General features: G+C 70.5%; 13 protein-coding genes and 1 pseudogene. 10 read left to right on the forward strand and 4 right to left on the reverse strand.

All coding sequences use genetic code 11. The features are described from left to right. The first annotated feature begins 122 nt into the window (after positions 1-122). From ACRAWB_RS15910 to ACRAWB_RS15930, 5 genes are all read left to right on the forward strand, one after another. Positions 123-1,169, forward strand: a complete 1,047-nt coding sequence (locus ACRAWB_RS15910; protein ID WP_431354207.1) for a LacI family DNA-binding transcriptional regulator — start codon at positions 123-125, stop codon at positions 1,167-1,169. A gap of 43 nt (positions 1,170-1,212) precedes the next feature. After that, complete coding sequence (locus ACRAWB_RS15915) at positions 1,213-1,794, forward strand: antibiotic biosynthesis monooxygenase (RefSeq protein WP_431354208.1); 582 nt, start codon at positions 1,213-1,215, stop codon at positions 1,792-1,794. Positions 1,795-1,955: 161 nt separating this feature from the next. Next, positions 1,956-2,801, forward strand: coding sequence for a DUF4097 family beta strand repeat-containing protein (locus ACRAWB_RS15920; RefSeq protein WP_431354209.1), 846 nt, complete (start codon positions 1,956-1,958; stop codon positions 2,799-2,801). Continuing rightward, positions 2,798-3,427: a PadR family transcriptional regulator gene (locus tag ACRAWB_RS15925; protein WP_363805804.1), complete on the forward strand. Its 630-nt coding sequence runs from the start codon at positions 2,798-2,800 to the stop codon at positions 3,425-3,427. The genes ACRAWB_RS15920 and ACRAWB_RS15925 overlap by 4 nt, the downstream gene beginning before the upstream one ends. Positions 3,428-3,659: 232 nt before the next feature. Next, entirely contained in the window at positions 3,660-5,813 is a 2,154-nt protein-coding gene (locus ACRAWB_RS15930; RefSeq protein ID WP_431354531.1) for an APC family permease, read from the forward strand. On the opposite strand, the gene ACRAWB_RS15935 is transcribed toward ACRAWB_RS15930, so the two are convergent. Further along, positions 5,810-6,532 (reverse strand): MBL fold metallo-hydrolase, encoded by a 723-nt coding sequence (locus tag ACRAWB_RS15935; protein WP_431354210.1) that lies wholly within the window; start codon positions 6,530-6,532, stop codon positions 5,810-5,812. The genes ACRAWB_RS15930 and ACRAWB_RS15935 overlap by 4 nt on opposite strands. Before the next feature lie 92 nt (positions 6,533-6,624). On the opposite strand from ACRAWB_RS15935, the gene ACRAWB_RS15940 reads away from it, so the two are divergent. After that, the gene (locus ACRAWB_RS15940) at positions 6,625-7,386 is read left to right on the forward strand and encodes a MerR family transcriptional regulator (protein ID WP_431354211.1); all 762 of its coding nucleotides are present in this window, start codon (positions 6,625-6,627) and stop codon (positions 7,384-7,386) included. 84 nt (positions 7,387-7,470) lie between these two features. Here ACRAWB_RS15940 and ACRAWB_RS15945 read toward each other — a convergent pair whose 3' ends face one another. Further along, positions 7,471-8,361: a YczE/YyaS/YitT family protein gene (locus tag ACRAWB_RS15945; protein ID WP_431354212.1), complete on the reverse strand. Its 891-nt coding sequence runs from the start codon at positions 8,359-8,361 to the stop codon at positions 7,471-7,473. Between the two features lie 64 nt (positions 8,362-8,425). On the opposite strand from ACRAWB_RS15945, the pseudogene ACRAWB_RS15950 reads away from it, so the two are divergent. The 4 genes and pseudogenes from ACRAWB_RS15950 to ACRAWB_RS15965 form a co-directional block, all read left to right on the forward strand. Next, positions 8,426-8,620, forward strand: a pseudogene (locus ACRAWB_RS15950) (GntR family transcriptional regulator); the annotation flags it as partial. 250 nt (positions 8,621-8,870) lie between these two features. Further along, positions 8,871-9,902, forward strand: coding sequence for a PLP-dependent aminotransferase family protein (locus tag ACRAWB_RS15955; RefSeq protein ID WP_431354532.1), 1,032 nt, complete (start codon positions 8,871-8,873; stop codon positions 9,900-9,902). Positions 9,903-10,043: 141 nt separating this feature from the next. Then, a complete protein-coding gene (locus ACRAWB_RS15960; RefSeq protein ID WP_431354213.1) occupies positions 10,044-13,442 on the forward strand; it encodes an efflux RND transporter permease subunit in 3,399 nt (1,132 codons plus the stop codon). 85 nt (positions 13,443-13,527) lie between these two features. Next, positions 13,528-14,424 carry an arginase family protein gene (locus ACRAWB_RS15965; protein WP_431354214.1) on the forward strand — a complete coding sequence of 299 codons (897 nt, stop codon included), beginning with the start codon at positions 13,528-13,530 and terminating at the stop codon, positions 14,422-14,424. Positions 14,425-14,691: 267 nt separating this feature from the next. Here the strand turns inward: ACRAWB_RS15965 and hutI are convergent, their stop codons facing one another. Together hutI and hutU are read right to left on the reverse strand one after the other, a co-directional pair. Further along, a complete protein-coding gene (gene hutI / locus ACRAWB_RS15970) occupies positions 14,692-15,849 on the reverse strand; it encodes an imidazolonepropionase (RefSeq protein WP_431354215.1) in 1,158 nt (385 codons plus the stop codon). After that, positions 15,846-17,516, reverse strand: coding sequence for a urocanate hydratase (hutU, locus tag ACRAWB_RS15975; RefSeq protein WP_431354216.1), 1,671 nt, complete (start codon positions 17,514-17,516; stop codon positions 15,846-15,848). The genes hutI and hutU overlap by 4 nt, the downstream gene beginning before the upstream one ends. Positions 17,517-17,573: the final 57 nt, after the last annotated feature.

Here is a 17,573-nt window from a genome sequence, read left to right on the forward strand (position 1 = left end):
ATCTACAACTGCTACGGTGACTTTGAACGATCAAACCGGGATGTGTGCCACAGTAACCGCGCTGTTCCGAAGGTGTCAAGCGGACCACTAGGGTCATATCCAGCCGAGGAGGGAGGGGCGCGATGGGACTGCAGCCCACGGTCAGCGACGTCGCCGACGTCGCGGGCGTCTCCCGCCAGACCGTCTCCAACGTGCTGAACGCCCCCGAACTCGTGCGCCCGGAGACGCGGGAGCGCGTCCAGGCCGCCATCCATACACTCGGCTACCGGCCGCACGCCTCCGCGCGCCGGCTGCGCACGCAGAAGAGTTCGACCATCGGCATCCGCCTCGATCCGATCACGCAGGACGGCATCTCGGGCAGCATCCTCGACCGCTTTCTGCACGCACTCACCGAGCAGGCCGACCGGCAGGGCCTGCGCATGCTGCTGTTCACCGCCGCCGGTCCCGACGACGAGATCGAGCAGTTCCGCCGGCTCTCCGACGCCGCCGACGTCGACGCCTTCGTGCTCACCTCCACGTTCCACGGCGACCCGCGCACCGAATGGCTGATCGAGCACGGGCAGTCGTTCGTCACCTTCGGTCGCCCCTGGGGCATCGACGACATGACCGACCCGCAGCACCTCTGGGTGGATGTGGACGGCCGCGCCGGCGTGCGCGACGCGACGTCGTACCTCCTCTCGCGCGGGCTGCGCCGCATCGCGTTCGTCGGCTGGCCCAGCGGGTCCGGCACCGGTGACGACCGTCGCGAGGGCTGGCTCGACGCCATGCGCGACGGCAGCGGTCTCCCCGACGACGAGCTGCGTCGCCTCGATGCCGCGGTCGAGGACGTCGTGCCGTTCGGCGCCGAGGCGATCCGCCGGCTGGAGACGGAGGCGGGGCCGATCGAGGGCGTGGTGTGCGCGTCCGACTCCCTCGCGCTGGGCGTGCTCACGGCGACCGGCGGCCGCATCCCGGTGGTGGGCTACGACGACACCCCGGTCGCCGCATCGCTCGGCTTCTCGAGCGTCGGTCAGCAGCTCGATGAGGTCGCGGCGGGCGTACTCGAGCTGCTGACCGGCGCCCACGGCGGTCAGGTGCGCGGGGGCGAGGAGGTCGCCGATCCACGGCACCGCCTGGTCGCCCCGCGGCTGGTGGTCCGCGAGGGTCCGCCGCTCATCGGCGGCCGCTGACCCGCGAAATCCGCTTGTAACGCCGGCCGGAGACAATGGAGGCATGTCTCCACAAGAGCCTCTGCTGGATGCGCCACGAGCGCGTCGCCTCCCGATCACCGTGTCCATCACCCGTCGCGTCGACGGCAACCGCCTGGCCGACGTCACCCGCTGGGTGCAGTCGGGCGTGAACCTCGCCAACACCTACGACGGCTTCCTCGGTTCGGGATGGGTGCGCTCCCACGACGATTCGGACGAGTGGCACATGCTGTACCGCTTCGCCGACGCGGACACCCTGGAGGCCTGGGAGGCGTCGGACGACCGCGCCGACTGGCTGTACGAGGGCCGCGAGCTCGTGGAGGTGTCCCGCGTCGAGCGTCGGACGGGCATCGAGGGCTGGTTCGATGAGCCGCAGCCCGGCGTCCCCTCCGCTCCGGCACGCTGGAAGCAGGCGGTGACGATCTGGCTCGGCTTCTTCCCGCTGTCGCTCCTCTTCACCTACCTGACGGTGACGTTCATCCCGGGCTGGCACACGCTGTGGCCGCTCGCCACGGTGCTGATCAGCACGTTGTGCCTGACGCCGACCATGACGTATGTGCTGCTGCCCTTCGTCACCCGGATGCTGCAGCCCTGGCTCAAGCGCTGAGGCGCATCCACTCCGGGTCCTCCCTGAGCAGACCCTGATTCCTCTCCGCAATCCTTGTGCGCGACCGAATCGCGATATATCGTGATTCACGTCAACAGTCGCGATATAACGCGAGTCACCGACGGTCCCGGCACGGACCGGAGAACAAGGAGCACGAGAACATGGCACAGGAGAAGTGGCTGATCCAGCCGGGCGAGAGCCGCACCATCGACGTGGAGATCGTCCGCACCCTGAAGGTCGGGCTGCTCGGCGGCCAGGTCGACATCGTCGGCCACGATGAGCCGGGCGCGCGCATCGAGGTCCACTCGGTCGCCGGCCGCGACCTCAAGATCGTCATCGACGGCGACCGCCTCGAGATCGACCACCCGCAGCTGCGCTGGGACAACTTCATCGAGGTGTTCAAGTCGATGCGGTCGAGCGCCAAGGCCGACATCAGCGTGCTCGTCCCGCGCGACGTGGAGCTCAAGTTCGGCGTCGTCTCCGCGACCGCCCTCGTCTCGGGCCTCTCCACCGACGCCCGGCTGAGCACGGTCAACGGCGACGTGGTCGCCGACGGGCTCACCGGCGACATCGAGCTCAACTCGGTCAGCGGCGAGCTGTCCGTCCGCGACCACACCGGCCGCATCGTCGCCCACACCGTCTCGGGCGATGTCACCGCGACCGGCGCCATCCACCGGTTCTCCGCGGCCGGCGTCTCCGCCGACGTCATGATCGACGTCACCGGCACCCCGGACGAGATCAGCGTCAACACCGTCTCGGGGGACACGACCATCCGCATCCCGGAGGCCGTCGGCGCGCGATACCGCGTGGACACAGTGTCCGGCAAGGTTCAGCTCGACAACATGACCGTCGTCGGCGGCATGGGCCGGGGGTACACCGGCACGGCCGGGTCGCTCAACGGCACCTGGGTCGAGATCAGCGTCAACTCCGTCTCGGGAGACGCCGCTGTGCTGCGCAGCGCCGCCACTGCCACGCAGGACACGGGAGCACAGGAGGCGACGGCGTGAGTCCCGTCTTCTCGCACGGCAGCCTCCGGCTGTACCTGCTCAGCCTGCTCGACGAGTCGCCGCGACACGGCTACGAGCTGATCCAGGCGCTCACCGACCGGTTCGGCGGCACCTACAGCCCCAGCGCGGGCACCATCTACCCCCGGCTGGCGAAGCTGGAGGAGGAGGGCCTGGTCACCAAGACAACCGAGGGCCGTAAGACCGTCTACGCCATCACGGACGCCGGCCGCGCCGAGCTCGCCGCCCGGCGTCCGGAACTCGACGCGATCGAGGATGAGGTCACCGACTCGGTGCGCCGCCTCGCCGACGAGGTGCGCGCCGGCGTCAACGACGCCATGCGCACCCTGCGCGCCGAGCTCGCCTCGGCGGCCCGCGAGGCGAAGCGGAACGCCACCCGCGTCGACCCGCGGCAGGACGCCCGCGACGCCGACCGGGACGCGAGAATGGCCGGCAACGCTGCCGTCAGGGACGCCGAGGCTGCGCTCAACGAGTTCCGTCAGGAACTACGTACCGACCTGCGGTCCTACGCGGCGCGAGGCGCCCTCCCGCCGGACGCCGTCCCGCTCCTCAAGGGCGAGCTGGATCGCGTGCGGCGCGCGGTCGCCGAGGTTCTGGCCCGTCCCTGAACGGAAAGCGGGCTTACGGAGAAGAGTCAGCCAATGCTCATCCGGCTCCCAGTGAGGGCCACCCGGGTCGCCGTGCCGCGAGAAACCGCGGTCGGCGCCTTGTCGGCGGTGCGGACCCCAGTGTTTGCAGACGGGGCTGCTCCGCGGCGCGCGACGCGCCGACTTGACAGTGCATTGCCAGCGAGTATGCTCGCCACTCGTGACAAATGAGGGGAGATCCCCGAAGCGCTGGTTGATCGGCGACCCGCTTCCGAGTGAAAAACTCGAAGGACAGCTGCTCCCGAAGCACCTCGCCCTACCCATCTTCGCCTCCGACGCCCTCTCCAGCGTGGCCTACGCCCCGCAGGAGCTGCTGATGATCCTGCTGCTCGGCGGGCTGGCGTTCCTCACCTTCGCTCCGTGGGTCGCTGCGGCCGTCGTCGTGCTGCTCATCACCGTCGTGCTGAGCTACCGACAGCTCGTGAAGGCCTACCCGTCGGGCGGCGGCGACTACGAAGTCGCGCACAAGAACCTCGGCGAGAAGGCCGGGCTCATCGTCGCCTCCGCGCTGCTGGTGGACTACGTGCTCACCGTCGCGGTGTCCGTCGCGTCGGGCGTCGACAACGTGATCTCGGCGCTGCCGTTCCTCGCGCCGTGGCGCGTCGAGTTGGCCATCCTCTGCGTCGTCATCATCGCCGCCGTCAACCTGCGCGGCGTGCGCGAGTCCTCCAAGGCGTTCGCCCTTCCGACCTACATCTTCATCGGCAGCATCGCGCTGATGATCGTGACCGCGCTGGTCCGCACCGTCTTCGGCGACGCGCCGGTCGCCGAGTCCGCCGGGTACCAGGTCCACGCCGACTCGCTGACGCAGGCCGCCGTCGTGCTGCTGCTGCTCCGCGCGTTCTCGAGTGGATGTTCGGCACTGACCGGCGTGGAGGCGGTCGCCAACGGCGTCCCCGCGTTCCGCACGCCGAAGATCCGCAACGCCCGCATCACCCTCGGCCTGATGGGCGGCATCGCGATCACGCTGTTCGCCGGCCTGACCGCGATCGCGCTGATCAGCGGCGTCCACTACGCCGAGAACCCGTGCGACCTGCAGGGCTGGGCGCAGTGCGCCACCCAACCGCAGCGCAGCCTCATCGCGCAGATCGCCGCCGCCACCTTCGGCAACAACACGTTCTTCTTCTTCCTCGTGCAGGCCGCGACCGCGGTCGTCCTGCTGCTCGCCGCGAACACCGCGTTCAACGGCTTCCCGCTGCTCGGCTCGGTGCTCGCCCGCGACTCGTACGCCCCCAAGGCGCTCAACACCCGCGGCGACCGCCTGGTGTACTCGAACGGCATGATCATCCTGGCGCTGGCCGCCACGGTGCTCCTGGTCGTCTACCAGGCCAACCTGACCCAGCTCATCCAGCTCTACATCATCGGCGTCTTCGTCTCGTTCACGCTCGGCCAGTCCGGGATGGTGAAGCACTGGATCTCGCTGCTGCGGTCCGGCGGCCAGACCGGACGCGAGCGGACCGGGATCATCCGGTCGCTCTGCATCAACGCGTTCGGCGCGTGCCTGACCGCGATCGTCCTCATCGTCGTGACGATCACGAAGTTCACGCACGGCGCGTACCTCGTCTTCATCTTCATGCCGATCCTGTGGTTCCTCATGCTCGGCGTGAACCGGTACTACCGGGATGTCGAGAAGGAGATCGAGGTCGACCCGGTCACCACCTTCGGCAGCGTCGGCGACCACGCGATCGTGCTCATCGGCAAGATGCAGAAGCCCGCACTGAAGGCGCTCGACTACGCGATCGCAGCCCGGCACGACTCGATCGAGGCGGTCCACGTCTCGATCGAGGAGGAGGCCACGCAGAAGCTGCAGCGCCAGTGGATCGAGCAGAACATCCACGTCCCGCTGACGATCATCGAGTCGCCGTACCGCGACTTCGGCGTGCCGCTGGTGAAGTACCTCAAGCACCGGCGCGAGGAGCACGGCTCCGAAGTCGTGACCGTCTACCTGCCGCAGTACATCGTGGGGCACTGGTGGGAGGCCATCCTGCACAACCACCGCGCGCGCCGGATCAGCAAGCAGCTCATGCTCTGCCATGGCGTCACCGTCGCGCTGGTGCCCTGGCTGCTCGATTCGTCGTCGCTGATCTACGGCCGCCGGTCCCGTCCGCTGCCCGGACAGGACCGCCGTGGCGAGCCCGTGCGTCCGGTCGCGCGGCGTCCGCTGGTGCCGGCGTCGAAGGCGCACACGCGCATCCACATCCACGAGGTGCCGATCACGATGGACGCGCCCACGCAGACGCCGGAGCAGGTCGCGGCGACGATCCCCGAGCCGGAGGCACAGCCCACGGCCGAGACCGTCGGGTCGGGGTCGGCGCAGAAGAAGGTGCCGGCGCGGGCGAAGCGCTAAGCCCGGGCGAGCTCCACGATCGGACCGTGTCCGGGGAGCACTCGGTCGACGTCGCACAGGACGAGTCGCTGGGCGCTCCGGGCCGCCTCGTCGGCATCGTGCTGGAAGAACCCGGGAAGCTGCTGCAGCTCGCCGTTCTCGCGCAGCAGCGGATGGCCGCCGACGATCGCGTCGCCGGAGAGCAGGGAGCGCGACTCCGGCTCGATGAAGCACACGCTTCCGGTCGTGTGTCCCGGTGCTGCGACGAGCTGCAGGGTGTGCCCGGTGCTGAGGTGAACCTCGTCGCCCTCGAGCGCGACCGCGGAGGCTACGCCGACGTCGCGGAGACCGCCCGCGCGCACCGCGGCAATCGCCCAGCGCACGGTGCCGCGCTTGAGGATGGACGGCAGCAGGTCGCGGATCGTCACCTGCTCGGTGACCTCGCGCCGCACGTTCGGCAGCTCGTCCGCGCTGGTGGCGACCACGACGCCGCGTTCGGCGAAGCGCGCGCTGGCGCCCAGGTGATCGGAGTGCCCGTGCGTGATGAGGATGCGGCGCAGGTCCGCGGGGTCGGCGCCCGCCCGGCGGATGGATTCCTCCACGAGCGGCAGGTCGGCGGGGTAGCCGCAGTCGACGAGCTCGACGCTGCCATTGCCGGTGAAGACGGTCCAGTTCGAGAGCGGACCCTCGACGAAGAGGATGCCGGGAGCCACGCTGACGGTCGAGCGGATGCCTGTCACCGGGCCACTCTATCCAGGACTGTCGAAGACACTTGACCTTGACGTAACGTCAACTCCTAGCGTGGATTCTGCACCGCAGGGAGGAGGAGAACATGGACTGGTCCATCCAGGACATCGCGCGGATCGCCGGTACCACCAGCCGCACGCTGCGTCACTACGACGCCATCGGGCTGCTCGCGCCGAGCCGTGTCGGCGGCAACGGCTACCGGTACTACGACCGCGACTCCCTTGTGCGGCTGCAGCGCATCCTGCTGCTCCGCGAGCTCGGCCTCGGCCTCGACGCCATCGGCCGCGTGCTCGACGACCGGACGGATGCGGTCCCCGCCCTGCGCGACCACCTGGCGTGGTTACAAGCGGAGCGGGAACGGCTGGCGCGGCAGATCGCGTCGGTCGAGTCGACGATCCACGCAGTGGAGGAAGGAGAGGAGATCGTGGCCGAGCGGATGTTCGACGGGTTCGATCACACGCAGTACAAGGAGGAGGTCGAGCAGCGCTGGGGGAAGGACGCCTATGCGGCATCCGACCGGTGGTGGCGCAGCAAGACGCCGGAGGAGCGGCGGGAGTGGCAGCACCGGCAGGAGGACCTGGCCCGTGACTGGCAGGCCGCCGCAGCGTCGGGCATCGCGCCCGATTCGGACGAGGCGCAGGAGCTGGCGCGCCGGCACGCGGAGTGGCTGGCCGCCATCCCCGGCACGCCCGGCTACGGGACGGGAGCTCCAGCCGCGGCGTACCTGACCGGTCTCGGCGAGATGTACGTCGCCGACGAGCGCTTCGCCGCCAACTACGGCGGCGCCGAGCGCGCGGCCTTCGTCCGCGACGCTCTGCGCGCCTACGCCGCCGCCCACCTCGCGTAGTCCTAACCCCTAGCCGCCGAGCACAGGAAAGACGTCGCGATCCACGCAAGACCGCGACGTTTTTCCTGTGCTCGGCGGCTGGGGTCAGGGGTGGCGAGGGCGGCGGGTGATGCGGTCGTCGAGCCAGTGGGCGGCCACGGTGCGGGACGGGCGCGAGGGGCGCAGCTCACGCTCGGACGGGGCGGCGCGGTCGGGCTGCGGCCCGCGCACCAGCGGCTCATCGGCGCGGAAGGCCCGGGCGTGCGCGGCCCGGTCGGATTCGAGCAGGATGCCGTCGCGCACGTCGAAACGGACGGCATCCTGCTCCTCCTCGAGGCCGGCCGACTGCTCGGCGGTTCCCTCGAGCTCGCTCTCCAGCCGCGCAGTCGTTGCAGCGTCCCCCGGCAGCCGGATGGCGAAGAAGGGGAGGGTGAGGCTGCACAGCGGGCCGACCAGCAGCGCGAACGCGAGCGTCCCGATGCCGACGTTGCCGCCGAGCGCCCACCCGATGATCAGCACGGTCACCTCGATGGCGGTGCGCACCATCCAGATGGGACGGCCGGTGCGGGCGTGCAGCCCGGTCATCAGCCCGTCGCGCGGACCGGGGCCGAGACGCGGGCCGATGTAGAGGCCGGTGGCCACGGCCAGCAGCGCGAGACCCGCGACGAAGAACAGGACCTGCGCCCACAGCTCCGTCTGCTGCGGGAGGAGGTCGAGGCCCAGCTGCGCGCTCGGGCCGACGAGCAGCACGTTGAGCACGGTGCCGAGACCCGGACGCTGGCGGAGCGGGATCCAGAACGCCAGCACGACGAGTCCGATCAGGTTGGTCACGAACCCGAATGGGATGCCCGTCTTCAGCGAGACGCCCTGTGCGAGCACATCCCACGGCGACAGCCCGATCCCGCCGCGGACCATGAGCGCGATGGCGATCCCATAGAGGAACAGGCCGATCAGCAACTGCACGAGGCGCCGGGTGAGAAGGAGTCGGGTGGTCATGGCTGCAATCCAATCGCAGCGATTGGACTGGCGGCAAGATGCCAATTCGCCTAAAGTGGCCTGCATGTCGGAAGCCCAGCTCACCGCGCGGTCCCTCGAACAACTCCTCGGCTCGTGGCGCACCTCCGCCGCCGGGTACCAGGCGCTGGCGGACCGCATCCGGCTCCTGGTGCTCGACGGCCGTATCCCGATCGGCACCCGGCTGCCCGCGGAGCGCGACCTCGCAGGCCGCCTCGAACTCAGCCGAACGACCGTCGCCGCCGCCTACCGCCAGTTGCGCGAGGGCGGCTTCGTCGACAGCGTGCGCGGCTCCGGCAGCGTCACGCGGCTGCCCGGCCGCACCCTTCCGCTTCCCGCGGTGGGCGGCGAGGGGATGCTGGACTTCACCAAGGCGTCGCTGCCCGCCGCCTCCACGCTGGCCGCCGCAGCGCGCCGCCGCCGACGACCTGCCGCGGTTCCTCCCCGACCCCGGCTACGACCCGGTCGGGCTCCCGCACCTGCGCGAGGAGATCGCCGACCGCTACACCCGGCGTGGGCTCCCGACCGACCCGGAGCAGATCCTGGTGACCGTCGGAGCGCAGCAGGCGATCGCGCTGATCGCGCGCACCTTCCTGCAGCGCGGCGACCGCGTCGTCATCGAGGTGCCGACCTACCCGCACGCGATCGAGGCGATGCGGCTGGCCGGCGCCCGGCTCGTGCCCATCACGGTCACCGCCCCCGAGGAGGGCCCGCACCGCCTCGGCGACGAGCCCGATGGATGGGATGCGGACGCGATCGAGCAGACGTTCCGCCGCGCCAATCCGGCGCTCGCCTACCTCATCCCGGACTTCCACAACCCCACGGGCGCCACGATGTCGCCCGGGACGCGGCAGCGGGTGCTCGCCGCCGCCGCGGGTCACGGCGCGATCGTCGTCGCCGACGAGACCACCGCAGAGCTCGACATCGACCGGATCGGCGACTACCTGCCCATGCCGCGCTACGCCGACCCGGCCTCGCCGCCGGCGCCCATCATCATGATCGGATCCGCCAGCAAGACGCTGTGGGGCGGCCTGCGGATCGGGTGGATCCGCGCCGAGCGCGGTCACATCCAGCGCCTGATCGGGGCGAAGCCCGCGAGTGATCTGGGCACGCCGATCATCGAGCAGCTGGTGGTCGCGCGCATGATCCCGCAGCTCGAGGAGATCGCGGAGGAGCGGCGCGGGCAGTTGCGCGAGGGACGCGCGATCGTGCGCCGGCTCGTCGCCGAGACGTTCCCGGAGTGGACGATGCCGGTGCAGCACGGAGGACTGACGGCGTGGGTGGGGATCGGCGCGCCGGTCAGCTCGGCCCTCGCCCTCGCGGCCCGCAGCCACGGCCTGCTCATCGCTGCGGGACCGCGGTTCGGGATCGACGGCGCGTTCGAGCGCTTCCTGCGCATCCCGATCACCTACTCGGAGGAGGAGTACGACCGCGCGTTCGCCGCTCTGTCGCGCGCGTGGGCGGTCGCCGCGAACGAGCCGGTGCCCTACTTCGACAGCGGCGCGCTGCCGAGCGTGGTCTGAAATCGTCCACAGGGAGGACTCCTGGGGGAGTATCCACAAGTCGTACCAGGGCATGAAGATACCGCCCATGAGGTGCTGACATACTTCATCGTGCGTCACCGGTGCCGCGCGTCCTGTCAGTCCCATTCCTAGGGGAGCTCCGTGCATTTCCTCGCCGTTCTCAGCATGAAGAACCGCGCCCTGATCGCGCTCGTGACGATCGTTGCGGCGGTCTTCGGCGGCCTCGCGCTGAACAACCTCAAGCAGGAGCTCGTGCCCTCGATCTCCTTCCCGCAGCTCGTCGTGCTCTCCAGCTACCCGGGTGCGTCGCCGGAGGTCGTCAACAACGACGTCAGCACCCCGGTGGAGGCGGCGATCCAGGGCGTCCCCAACCTCGACAGCACTTCGGCCGTCAGCAGCACCAACCAGTCGATCATCACCGCGAAGTTCACCTACGGTACCGACCTGGCGACGGCGGAGCAGAAGATCGACCAGGCCATCAACCGGATCAAGTCGGGCCTGCCGTCCGGCGTCGAGCCGCAGGTGCTGTCCGGCAGCATCGACGACCTGCCCGTGGTGCAGCTCGCCGTCTCGTCCTCGGGGGATCAGCGCGCGCTCGCGGATGACATCACCAAGCTGGCCATCCCGGACATCAAGGATCTCAAGGGCGTCAACGACGCCCAGCTGGTCGGCGAGGTCGGGCGTCGCATCACGATCACGCCGGACCCGGCGAAGCTGGCCGCGGCCGGAGTGAGCTCGTCGGCGATCAAGGATGCGCTGCAACAGAGCGGTGTGCTCATCCCGGGCGGATCGATCACCGAGGACGGCAAGACGCTGTCTATCCAGTCGGGGACCCAGCTGAAGTCGGTGGACGACATCGCGGGGCTGCCGCTGGTGAAGTCGGCGTCGGCCGGCGGTTCTTCCGCGTCGGCCGGGCCGTCGGCTTCGTCGGGGGCTGCCGGTGCGGGTAGTGCCGCCGGCGCGGGCGGCGCCGGCGCTGCGGCCGGTGGGATCGGCACCAGCGAGCCCGCCCAGATCGTCGGCGCGCCCCCGACCATCGGATCCGTCGCGACGGTCGCCGAGACGGACGACCCGATCACCTCGCTCTCGCGCGTCAACGGCGATCCCGCGCTCACCATCGCCGTCACCAAGCTCCCCTCGGCCAACACGGTCGAGGTCTCGCACGAGGTCACGAACCTCATCCCCGACCTCGAGAAGAAGCTCGGGTCGGACGCGAAGATCACCGTCGTCTTCGACCAGGCGCCGTTCATCACCCAGTCGATCAACTCGCTCGCCGAGGAGGGTCTGCTCGGTCTCGCGATGGCCGTCATCGTCATCCTGGTGTTCCTGCTGTCCGTGCGGGCGACCCTGGTGACGATCGTGTCCATCCCGACCAGCGTCCTGATCACCTTCGTCGTCATGTGGGCGACCGGCTACACCCTCAACATCATCACGCTCGGCGCGCTCACGATCGCGATCGGACGCGTCGTCGACGACTCCATCGTCGTCATCGAGAACATCAAGAGGCAGCTCGTGCCCGGCGTCGATCGCGCCGTCACGATCGTCAAGGCCGTTCGGGAGGTGGCCGGGGCGATCACGGCATCGACGATCACCACGGTCGCCGTGTTCCTGCCGCTCGCGTTCGTCGGCGACGTCACCGGCGAGCTGTTCCGGCCGTTCGCGCTGACCGTCACGATCGCCCTGCTGTCGTCGCTGCTCGTCGCGCTCACGATCGTGCCGGTGCTCGCGTACTGGTTCCTGCGCGCGCCCAAGGTGCACAAGCACGACGGGGATGGGGCGGCCGATGTCTCGCATCTGTCCGTCGAAGAGGCGGCCGCAGCCGGTGTCGACGAGCTCGAGCATCCCTCGCGCCTGCAGGCCGGCTACCTGCCGATCATCCGTTGGACGCTCAAGCACTCGTGGGTGACGGTGGTCGCGGCGGCCCTGGTGCTCGTGCTCACCTTCTTCGCGTTCCCGTTCGTGAAGACGAACTTCCTCGGATCCAGCGGACAGAACTCGCTGACCGTCACGCAGACCCTCGAGCCCGGCGCGAGCCTGCAGGCGAAGGACGACGCGGCGAAGGTCGTCGAGCAGAAGCTGATCGACACGAAGGGCGTCAAGACGGTCCAGGTGTCGATCGGGTCGTCCGGGTCGTCGCTCCGCGATGCGTTCACCGGCGGCGGGGGCGGCACGACGTTTTCCGTGACGACCGATCCGAACGCGGATCAGACGAAGCTGCAGAACACCATCCAGGACGAGCTCACCGCCATCAAGGACCAGGGTGAGATCACGCTGTCCGCGTCGAGCGGGTTCGGCGGTTCGACCGACATCCAGGTGGACATCACGGCCAGCAACGACGGCGACCTGCAGAAGGCGACCGATTCCGTCCTGGCCGAGCTGCAGACGAAGAAGTCGCTGAAGCAGGTGACCGACAACCTGTCCGCCTCGCTGCCGTACGTCGCCGTGGAGGTGGACCGTTCGAAGGCCGCCGCCGCGGGCCTGAGCGAGGTCGCCGTCGGCACGATCGTCTCGCAGGCGATGCAGCCGACCCAGGCGGGATCCGTCGCCATCGACAACACCACGCTGAAGATCTACCTGCAGTCCGAGAACCCGCCGACCACCGTCGCGGGCCTCGCGACGCTGCCCATCCCGACCGCTGCCGGCATCGTTCCGCTCGACACGTTGGCCTCGGTCAAGGAGGTCAAGGGGCCGTCGACGGTCACCACCGAGCGCGGCCTCCGGACCGCGAGCGTCACGGCCACCCCGGCCACGGACAACCTGACGACGGCGAACGCGGACGTCTCGGCGGCGCTGAAGGCGGCCGACCTCCCCGAGGGCGCAACCGCGAAGATCGGCGGCGTCTCCGCGAACCAGTCCGACGCCTTCGGGCAGCTCGGCATCGCCCTGCTCGCGGCCATCCTCATCGTGTACATCGTGATGGTGGCGACGTTCCGGTCGCTGCTGCAGCCGATCCTGCTGCTCGTGTCGGTGCCGTTCGCAGCGACGGGCGCCATCCTTCTGCAGATCGCTTCGGGCATCCCGCTCGGGGTCGCGTCCATGATCGGGCTGCTGATGCTGATCGGAATCGTGGTGACGAATGCGATCGTCCTCATCGACCTGGTCAACCAATACCGCAGACGCGGGATGACCGTCTCGGACGCGGTCGCGCACGGCTCGTCGCGCCGACTCCGCCCGATCCTCATGACGGCCATCGCGACGATCGCCGCGCTGACCCCGATGGCGCTCGGCGTCACCGGCCACGGCGGTTTCATCTCGCAGCCGCTGGCGATCGTGGTGATCGGCGGTCTCATCTCGTCCACCGTGCTGACGCTGGTCGTGCTGCCGACGCTGTACAACCTGGTGATCGGCCGGCGGGAGCGGAAGGCCGCACGCAAGGCGGCGCGGGACGCGGCGGCCGGCGGTTCGTCCGAGGGTCCGGGCGGCGACGCGCCGCGGGGGCCGGATGGCGGACCGCGCGATGGCGGCTCGCCGGACGACCGCGCGCCGGATGCGCCGCAGCCGCCGGTGTTCACCAGCCCTGCGGGCGGGTCGCAGATCTGACGGCGGCGGTCGGACGTCCGGGATCCCAGACGTCCGACCGCGTGCGGTCGCGGCGCCGGTGTGCTGGGCTGGCTAGGGTCGCGGTATGAGCGAGCAGGGGCTGTCCGTCGATCCGCTGTGGCCGCGCGCGGGCGGCTGGTCCGCGCTGGGAGCTGACGACGTCGACCTGGCGGTGATCGGCATCCCGACGCACGAGACGTCGCTGTCGCCGACCGGTGCGCACCGGACCCCCGAAGCAGTGCGGGACGCTCTGCGGCGCTATTCGGCGTTCGTCCCCGGCCTGGAGGTGGAGGCGCTGCGGTTCGCGGACGCCGGCGACGTCGTCGAGCCGGACGGTCCGGGTGGGCGCGAACGCGCCATCGCGGCCGTGGCGGAGGCGGTGATCCGGTCGCGGCTGACCGTCGCGGTCGGCGGGGACAACTCGCTCACGGTGCCCGCGATGCTCGGCGCGGCAGGGGGCGCGCTCGCCACCGCGGGCCTGATCACCCTCGACGCCCACCACGACCTGCGGGACGGCCGCTCGAACGGCTCACCGGTGCGCGAGCTCCTGGAGGCCGGCCTGGACGGCCGCCGCGTCGTGCAGGTGGGCATCGCCGACTTCGCCAACTCGGCTGCGTACGCCCGGCGCGCTGAGGAGCACGGCATCACCGTCATCACCCTGGATGCGCTTCGCGCTCGGCCCCTCGACGACGTGATGGCTGAGGCGCTGGACATCGCAGGTGCCGCAGGCGGTCCCATCCACGTGGACCTCGACGTCGACGTGTGCGACCGCTCCGTCGCGCCCGGATGCCCGGCGTCCGTCCCCGGCGGTCTGGCCGCGTGGGAGCTGCGCCGCTTCGCTCGCCTGGCCGCCGCGTCCCCTCTGGTGCGCTCGATCGACATCGCCGAGGTCGACGCGACCGCGGACACCCCTGACCAGCGCACCGTCCGCCTGGCCGCCCTCCTGGTCCTGGAGGCCGCCGCCGGCCTCGCCGCCCGCTGACCCGCGCCCCCGTCGAGTCCGCACAGAGTGCACCTGACACGCCGTTGCGCCGTGCACTCTTCGTGTACTCGACGAGGGGTGCGCGCCACGTGTAGGCGTGGGCGCCATCGAGTCTGCGCAGAGTGGACGTGACACGCCGCAGGGCCGTGCAGTCTGTGCGGACTCGACGGAGGTGAGCACCGCAAGCTGACCCGCCGCGAAGCCCGCGAGCACAGGGAAAACGTCCTCCATCAGCCCGATCGGGGACGTTTTTCCTGTGCTCGACGGCTAGAAGGTGAGGGTGCGGGCTACGAGGGGGACGCCGGGGCGGTAGGCGAGGTGGACGTACGAGGGGGCGCGCAGCACGACGAGGTCGGCGCGCGCGCCGACGCGGAGATGCCCGACGTCGTCGCGCCGCAGGGCGGCCGCGCCTCCGAGCGTCGCCGCGCGCAGCGCCTCCGCCGGCGTCAACCCCATCTCGCGCACTGCGAGCGCGATGCAGAAGGGCATCGAGGAGGTGAACGACGACCCCGGGTTGCAGTCGCTCGCGAGCGCGACGGTCGCGCCCGCATCCAGTAGCCGCCGCCCCGACGGGTACGGGTGCCGGGTCGAGAACTCGACGCCGGGGAGCAGGGTCGCGACGGTCCGGGAGGCGGCCAGCTGCTCCACGTCCTCATCGCGCAGGTAGGTGCAGTGGTCGACGCTCGCCGCGTCCAGCGAGACGGCCAGCGCGACGCCGTCACCCGGACCGAGTTGGGCGGCGTGGAGCCGCACACCGAGTCCGCGGGCCGCGCCAGCCTCGAGGATGCGCCGCGACTGCTCGACGGTGAACGCCCCGGTCTCGCAGAACACGTCGATCCATCGCGCATGCGGCGCGCACGCGTCGAGCATCGGGCCGGTCACGAGATCGACATAGGCGTCCGGGTCCGACGCGTACTCGGGAGGGACCACATGAGCCCCGAGGAACGTCGTCTCCTCCGTCACCTCGCGCGCGATCCGCAGCAGGCGCTCCTCATCCAAGACGGTCAACCCATAGCCGCTCTTGGTCTCGAACGTCGTGGTGCCCTGCGCGCGCAGCTCGCCGACGAAGCCCGCCAACCGGGTCCGCAGCGCGTCGTCCGACGCCTCCCGCGTCGCCGCGACCGTCGACCGTATTCCCCCCGCGGTATACGGCCGCCCCGCCATCCGCGCCTCGAACTCAGCGGCCCGGTCGCCGCCGAAGACGAGGTGCGTGTGCGAGTCCACGAACCCCGGGATGACCGCCGCGCCGTCGACGTCCACGACCTCGTCCGCATCCGACACGGGAGCGGAGGCGGCGGGTCCGGTCCAGGCGACGCGGCCGTCGACCGCGAGCACGGCGGCGTCCGCCAGCGACCCCAGCGCACCAGGATGCGAGGGATCGAACGTGACCAGCTCGCCGATCCCCGTGACGAGGGTCGCGGTCATCGGCGGGCGGCGCTCTGCTCGCGCATCGGGATACGCAGGCCGCGCTCCTCCGCGACCTCCACCGCCCGGTCGTAGCCCGCATCCACGTGCCGCATCACACCGGTGCCCGGGTCGTTCACGAGCACGCGCTCGATCTTCTCGGCGGCAAGCGGAGTGCCGTCCGCGACCACGACCTGGCCCGCGTGGATGCTGCGCCCGATCCCGACACCGCCGCCGTGGTGCAGCGAGACCCACGTCGCGCCGGACGCGGTGTTGAGGAGGGCGTTGAGGAGCGGCCAGTCGGCGATCGCATCGGAGCCGTCGGCCATCGACTCGGTCTCGCGGTACGGCGACGCGACCGAGCCGGAGTCGAGGTGGTCGCGGCCGATGACGACCGGCGCGGACAGCTCGCCCGAGGCGACCATCTCGTTGAACCGGAGGCCCGCGAGGTGGCGCTCCTTGTATCCCAGCCAGCAGATCCGCGCCGGCAGGCCCTCGAAGTGCACCTTCTCGCCCGCCTGGGTGATCCAGCGGCGCAGGTGCTCGTCCTCGGCGAACAGCTCGAGCACCGCGCGGTCGGTCGCGGCGATGTCGGCGGGGTCGCCGCTCAGCGCCGCCCACCGGAACGGGCCCTTGCCCTCGGCGAAAAGCGGGCGGATGTACGCGGGCACGAAGCCGGGGAAGTCGAACGCGCGGTCGTACCCGCCCAGCTGTGCCTCCGTCCGGATGGAGTTGCCGTAGTCGAAGACCTCGGCGCCGACGTCCTGGAAGCCGACCATGGCCTCCACCTGCGCGGCCATCGAGCGGCGTGCGTCGTCGGTGAAGCGCTCGGGGTCCGCGGCAGCGCGCTCGCGCCACGACTCCACGTCGTAGCCGACGGGCAGGTACGAGAGCGGGTCGTGGGCGCTGGTCTGGTCGGTGACGATGTCGATCGGGACCCCGCGCCGCAGCAGCTCGGGGAACACTTCGGCGGCGTTGCCGACCACACCGACGGAGAGCGCACGGCCCTCGTCCTTGGCGGTCACGGCCTGGTACACGGCGTCGTCGAGGTCGTCGGCGAGCACGTCGAGGTAGCCGTGGTCGACGCGACGCTGCAGGCGCGTGCGGTCCACATCCACGATCAGCACGGCGCCGCCGTTCATCGTCACGGCGAGCGGCTGCGCCCCGCCCATGCCGCCGCAGCCGCCGGTGAGGGTGAGGGTGCCGGCGAGCGATCCCTCGAACCTCTTGCGCGCGACCGCCCCGAAGGTCTCGTACGTGCCCTGCAGGATGCCCTGGGAGCCGATGTAGATCCAGGACCCGGCGGTCATCTGGCCGTACATCGTCAGCCCCAGAGCCTCCAGGCGGCGGAACTCGGGCCAGGTCGCCCAGTCGCCGACGAGGTTGGAGTTGGCGATCAGCACGCGCGGCGCCCACTCGTGCGTGCGGAACACGCCGACCGGCTTGCCGGACTGCACGAGCAGCGTCTCGTCCGCCTCCAGGTCGCGGAGCGTGGCGACGATCGCGTCGAACGCCTCCCAACTGCGGGCCGCGCGCCCGGTGCCTCCATAGACGACCAGGTCGTCGGGCCGCTCGGCGACGTCGGGGTCGAGGTTGTTCATCAGCATCCGAAGCGGTGCTTCGGTCTGCCAGCTCTTCGCGCTGAGCTCGGTGCCGCGCGCGGCGCGAACCGGTCGTGCTCCATCCATCGTGTGGTCCTTTCGTCTGCCGTCGAGTACAGGAAAAACGTTGCGACTCGGCCTCGA

Origin of the sequence: Leifsonia poae (assembly GCF_050632865.1) — a bacterium.
GTDB classification, from domain to species: Bacteria; Actinomycetota; Actinomycetes; order Actinomycetales; family Microbacteriaceae; genus Leifsonia; species Leifsonia poae_B.

Excerpts from the sequence above, each read along its gene's own strand:
- ACRAWB_RS15940 (WP_431354211.1), top strand. The coding sequence starts at position 6,625 with ATGGACTGGTCCATCCAGGACATCGCGCGGATCGCCGGTACCACCAGC.
- ACRAWB_RS15965 (WP_431354214.1), top strand. The coding sequence starts at position 13,528 with ATGAGCGAGCAGGGGCTGTCCGTCGATCCGCTGTGGCCGCGCGCGGGC.
- hutU (WP_431354216.1), bottom strand. The coding sequence starts at position 17,516 with ATGGATGGAGCACGACCGGTTCGCGCCGCGCGCGGCACCGAGCTCAGC.
- ACRAWB_RS15910 (WP_431354207.1), top strand. The coding sequence starts at position 123 with ATGGGACTGCAGCCCACGGTCAGCGACGTCGCCGACGTCGCGGGCGTC.
- ACRAWB_RS15915 (WP_431354208.1), top strand. The coding sequence starts at position 1,213 with ATGTCTCCACAAGAGCCTCTGCTGGATGCGCCACGAGCGCGTCGCCTC.
- hutI (WP_431354215.1), bottom strand. The coding sequence starts at position 15,849 with ATGACCGCGACCCTCGTCACGGGGATCGGCGAGCTGGTCACGTTCGAT.
- ACRAWB_RS15920 (WP_431354209.1), top strand. The coding sequence starts at position 1,956 with ATGGCACAGGAGAAGTGGCTGATCCAGCCGGGCGAGAGCCGCACCATC.
- ACRAWB_RS15945 (WP_431354212.1), bottom strand. The coding sequence starts at position 8,361 with ATGACCACCCGACTCCTTCTCACCCGGCGCCTCGTGCAGTTGCTGATC.